Source organism: uncultured Aquincola sp., assembly GCF_964001545.1.
Classification (GTDB): Bacteria; Pseudomonadota; Gammaproteobacteria; order Burkholderiales; family Burkholderiaceae_C; genus Aquincola.
The window spans coordinates 1-4704 of sequence record NZ_CAXFDV010000004.1 but is presented as its reverse complement, the minus strand read 5'-3'; the positions used below and the strand labels follow the sequence as shown (position 1 = coordinate 4704).

The window sequence follows — 4704 nt, the reverse complement described above, 5'->3', positions numbered from 1 at the left end:
CAACTTCAGGGCCAGCGGGTGCTGGTGACCGGCGGCACCAAGGGCCTGGGCGCTGCCATCGTGCACAGCCTGCAAGACGCAGGCGCCCAGGTGATGACCACGGCACGCTCGGCGCCTGCCACGCCGCGCCCCGGCGTGACCTACCTGGAGGCCGACCTGACCACCGCTGAAGGCGTGGCCGCACTGGCCGGCGCCGTGCTGCAGCGCTGGGGCGGCGTCGACATCCTGGTCAACTCGCTGGGCGGGTCCACCGCGCCGGCCGGCGGCTTTGCCGCGCTGGACGACACGGCCTGGTTCAACGAACTGAACCTGAACCTGATGTCGGCCGTGCGGCTGGACCGCGCGCTGCTGCCGGCCATGCTGGCCCGGGGCGCGGGCGTGATCCTGCATGTCACGTCCATCCAGCGTGTGCTGCCGCTGCCTGCATCGACCACCGCCTACGCCGCGGCCAAGGGCGCCTTGTCCACCTACAGCAAGTCCTTGTCGAAGGAAGTCACGCCCCAGGGCGTGCGGGTGCTGCGTGTGTCGCCCGGCTGGATAGAGACCGAGGCCTCGCTCGACTTCGTGCAGCGCATCGCCGCACAGGCCGGCACCGGCCCTGAAGGCGGCCGGCAGTTGATCATGGACGGGCTCGGCGGCATTCCGCTGGGCCGGCCGGCCCAGCCGCAGGAGGTGGCAGACCTGATCACCTTCCTGGTGTCGCCACGGGCCGCCGCCATCTCGGGCAGCGAGCATGTGATCGACGGCGGGACGGTACCGACCGTCTAGACCGGCACCCCGAAAGGATCAACCCGCCAGGATGGCCTTGGCGTAGATCTCACGCTGCATCTCCACCACCTCGACCGACACCTGCAGGTGCAGGCCCGGCGTGGCCTTCAGGCAAGACAGCAGGGCCTTCAGCGCCAGCGCCCCCATCTCGCGCCGCGTCTCGTCGCTGCGGCCGGTGAGCACCGCCAGCTGGCCGGCGATGAAGGCGCGGCCCTGCGGCACCACGCCCACCTGGAAGTCGTCCACGCGCAAGGCGCGGCTCTTGATGTCCAGCTCCTGGAAGTGGCCCGATTCGGCCAGCGCCGCATTGACCGCGGCCAGGCAGGCTCCGACATCCAGGGGCTGGGCATTGGCGCTGTACTGAAGCGTGAAGTGGGGCAAGGCGTTCTCCGGTGGCGGCCGGTGATACGGGCCGCTGCAGGCGCTGCTGCTCCTGCGTCAGGCCTGCTGCTGCAGCCGGGTCAGGCAGGCCTGCACGTCGGCCAGCACCTGGTCGGCCAGGTCCTTGTCGGCCTTCAACATGCCGCGCGACAAGGCCACCGCGCCCAGCAGGGCGGCCACCGCCATCGTGGCCTGCTGGCGGGTGTCTTCGGCGCTGGCGTCGGGTGGGGTGGGCAGCACCGCCTGCAGGCCCTGGCGCAATTCCACGAAGGCGCTGGTGAAGTTGCGGCTGACCGGCTCGCTCTGCCGCGCGGTTTCGCAGGCCGTGGCCATCAGCGGGCAGCCGGCGGACAGGTCGTCGCGCAGGCGCCGGCTCAGGTAGCTGCGCAGGTAGGTGTCCAGGCTGGGCGACTGGCCGGCCGGCACCGCCGTGATGCGGTCGAAGCCCTGGCGGAAGGCGCGCTCGAACGACTGCGCCACCAGGTCCTGCTTGTCGGTGAAGTGCTTGTACAGCGCGCCCTGCGTCAGCCCGGCCTCGCGGCAGATGTCGGCCACGCCCACGCCATCCACGCCGTGCTGCTTGAAGAGCCGCCCCGCCGCTTCCAGCAGCGCCTGCTTGTTCTGCTGCGCCTGCTCCTTGCTCACCTTCATGCGCCGTGCCTCGTTGCTTTTTTGATGGAGGTCACTATCATAAAGCCACACGCCAAAGACGAGGGAACAAATCCATGCCCGCAGCCCACCTGGCCGCCGCCCTGCACAAGCGGGGCATCCACTACGCCTGGGTGGTGGCCGCCCTCACCTTCCTGGCGATGCTCACCACCTCGGCCGCGCTGGGCCTGCCCGGTGCGTTGATGCAGCCGCTGGCGCAGGAGTTCGGCTGGAGCACCACGCAGCTGTCGTCCATCTTCGCCACGCGCTTCGCCCTGTTCGGCCTGCTGGGGCCGTTCGCGGCGGTGGTGTTGATGCGCTACAGCGTCTCACGCGTGGTGGCCGTGGCCGCCACGGTCATCGGCACTGCGCTGCTGCTGGGCACGGTGATGCGCACGCTGCCGCAGGCCTTTGCGCTGTGGGGGCTGGCCCTGGGCATCGGCACCGGGCTCACGGCCATGGTGCTGGGCGCGGTGGTGGCCAACCGCTGGTTCGTGCAGCGCAAGGGCCTGGTGATGGGCCTGCTGGCCGGCAGCACCGCCACCGGGCAGCTGCTGTTCCTGCCCATGGCCGCATGGCTGATCGAACACCATGGCTGGCGCTGGGCGGTGGCGCCCGTGGTGGCCATGGCGGCGCTGGTGGCGCTGCTGGTCACGCTGTTCATGCGCGACCATCCGTCCGCCATCGGCCTGCAGCCCTACGGCGCCGACCCGCAGGCGGCCGCGCCCGCCGCGGCGCCGCCGGCCGACTGGGGGCTGCCCTTCCGCACGCTGGCCAGTGCGGCGCGGGTGCCGATGTTCTGGATCCTGGCGGGCAGCTTCTTCGTCTGCGGGCTCAGCACCAACGGGCTGATCCAGACGCACTTCATCTCGCTGTGCAGCGACCAGGGCCTGGGCGCGGTGCCCGCGGCTTCGGTGCTGGCAATGATGGGTATCTTCGACCTGGTGGGCACCACGCTGTCGGGTTATCTGTCCGACCGCTTCGACAACCGCAAGCTGCTGTTCTGGTACTACGGGCTGCGTGGCCTGTCGCTGTTCTGGCTGCCCTACTCCGACTTCACGCTGATGGGCCTGTCGGTCTTCGCGGCCTTCTACGGGCTCGACTGGATTGCCACCGTGCCACCCACGGTCAAGCTGGCCGCCGCCACCTTCGGCCCGGCCCGCGCACCGCTGGTCTTCGGCTGGGTGTTCGCCGCGCACCAGCTGGGCGCCGCCACCGCCGCCTATGGCGCTGGCTGGTCGCGCGCGGTGTTGGCCTCGTACTCGCCCGCCCTCTTCGTGGCCGGCGCGGCCTGCGTGCTGGTGGCGCTGATGATGATCCGCACGCCCGCGCCGCGGGCGGTGGTGGCGACCGCGTAGAACCGTTCGCAGGTTCCATGCACTAGCACCTGGTGCTAGACTTCTAACGATGGGTAGCCAGGCTACCAGCCGTGTCTTCAAGACAGGCAGATTCAGCAAAGACGCCAGTAAGGCGGGCATCGAAGACGCGCAACTGTGCTCGGCGATGCGTCAAGTGATGGCCGGTCAGGCGGATGACGTGGGTGGCGGAGTCTTCAAGAAGCGGTTGAACGACAACATGCACCGCTCCTTGATCCTCGCGAAGGGCGGGCGCTTCTGGGTGTATGAGTACCTCTTCGCCAAGAATCAGCGTGCCAACATCGATGACGATGAGTTGGCCGGCTTCCGGTTGCTTGCCAAAGCCTACGCACGCCTTACCGACTCGCAGGTCAGCGCCCTCATCGCCTCCCGTCAGTTCCAGGAGATATGCCATGGCTAGCAAGCGAAAGTTCAAGAGCGAAGCCTTCGAAGCCATCCACGCTTCAGCGCAGGCGCTGCTGAAGGTGGGTGCGATCGACAAGGCCACGATGCGGGAGTTCGATGAATCCTGCCTGTCCGCACCGCCGGACATCGACCCCCAGCAGATCAAGCGCATCCGTGAGCGGGCGCATGTCAGCCAGCCGGTGTTCGCCCGCTACCTCAACACCAGCGAATCGACCATCCAGAAGTGGGAAGCCGGCACCAAGCGACCCAGCGGCATGGCCCTGAAGCTGTTGTCCGTCGTTGACAAGCACGGGCTGAAGGTGCTTGCCTGATCAGCGCATCCGGCTTCTCCTGCGTCACCCCCGCCGCAGCATCCGCCCCGCCCGCGCCAGCACCTGCGCCGGCTGGCCGTCGGGCGCTTCCGCATAGGCCAGCGCGCCGTTGACGTAGACGCGGCGGATGCCGCGGCTGACGCTGATGGGGTGGTCGTAGGTGGCGGTGTCGGCCACCTGCTGCGGGTCGAACACCACCACGTCGGCGTGCAGGCCGGGCTGCAGCAGGCCGCGGCCGGCAATGCGGAAGTTGCGGGCGGTCAGCCCCGTCATCTTGTGCACCGCCTGCTCCAGCGTGAACAGCTGGCGCTCGCGCCAGTAGCGCGCCAGCACCCGCGGAAACGCGCCCCACAGCCGCGGATGCGGATGGCGGTCGTGCGGCAGGCCGTCGCTGCCGATCATGGTCAGCGGATGCGCGATCACGCGCTCCACGTCCTCTTCCTGCATCTGGAAATAGCAGGCGCCGCCGGGCTTCAGCCGCAGGCAGGCCTCCTGCTCGCTCACGCCCCATTCGCGCGCGATGTCCGACACCAGCCGGCCGGTCATCTCGGGATGCGGGTCGGACCAGGTCAAGAGCACGTCGATCACGCCGTCGACCAGGTCCTCGCGCAGCACGGTGGAACCGGCGACGTAGGGGTAGACGTCCATCGCGATCTTCTGGCGCTGCGCGAGCGACTCGATCAGCGGCAGCGTCTCCCTGGTGCGGCCCCAGTTCGCGGGCCCGGCGCACTTGTGGTGCGAGATCACCAGCGGCACGCCGGCGGCAAAGGCCGAGTCGCCGGCCTCGTGCAGCGCCTCGACGATCTGCTGCATCT

The 4704-nt window shown here is 69.3% G+C and carries 7 protein-coding genes; 4 read left to right on the top strand and 3 right to left on the bottom strand.

Going from position 1 to position 4704, the window contains the following annotated elements; translation table 11 throughout:
• On the top strand, positions 1-768 hold a 768-nt coding region (locus ABNT58_RS00165), incomplete at its 5' end, for an SDR family oxidoreductase (protein WP_348751498.1).
• An 18-nt stretch (positions 769-786) separates the two neighbouring features.
• Here the strand turns inward: ABNT58_RS00165 and ABNT58_RS00160 are convergent.
• Both ABNT58_RS00160 and ABNT58_RS00155 read right to left on the bottom strand, forming a co-directional pair.
• Positions 787-1149, bottom strand: coding sequence for a 5-carboxymethyl-2-hydroxymuconate Delta-isomerase (locus ABNT58_RS00160; protein ID WP_348751497.1), 363 nt, complete (start codon positions 1147-1149; stop codon positions 787-789).
• 57 nt (positions 1150-1206) lie between these two features.
• Entirely contained in the window at positions 1207-1800 is a 594-nt protein-coding gene (locus tag ABNT58_RS00155) for a TetR/AcrR family transcriptional regulator (protein ID WP_348751496.1), read from the bottom strand.
• 74 nt (positions 1801-1874) lie between these two features.
• Between ABNT58_RS00155 and ABNT58_RS00150 the strand changes: the two genes are divergently transcribed.
• The 3 genes from ABNT58_RS00150 to ABNT58_RS00140 are packed head-to-tail and all read left to right on the top strand — an operon-like array spanning position 1875 to position 3889.
• Entirely contained in the window at positions 1875-3155 is a 1281-nt protein-coding gene (locus tag ABNT58_RS00150; RefSeq protein WP_348751495.1) for an MFS transporter, read from the top strand.
• Positions 3156-3204: 49 nt separating this feature from the next.
• Positions 3205-3573, top strand: coding sequence for a type II toxin-antitoxin system RelE/ParE family toxin (locus ABNT58_RS00145; protein WP_348751494.1), 369 nt, complete (start codon positions 3205-3207; stop codon positions 3571-3573).
• Positions 3566-3889, top strand: a complete 324-nt coding sequence (locus ABNT58_RS00140) for a DNA-binding transcriptional regulator (RefSeq protein WP_348751493.1) — start codon at positions 3566-3568, stop codon at positions 3887-3889. Before ABNT58_RS00145 ends, ABNT58_RS00140 begins: the two co-directional genes overlap by 8 nt.
• 24 nt (positions 3890-3913) lie before the next feature.
• Here ABNT58_RS00140 and ABNT58_RS00135 read toward each other — a convergent pair.
• Positions 3914-4704: amidohydrolase family protein (locus ABNT58_RS00135; protein WP_348751492.1), on the bottom strand; the 791-nt coding region annotated here is incomplete at its 5' end.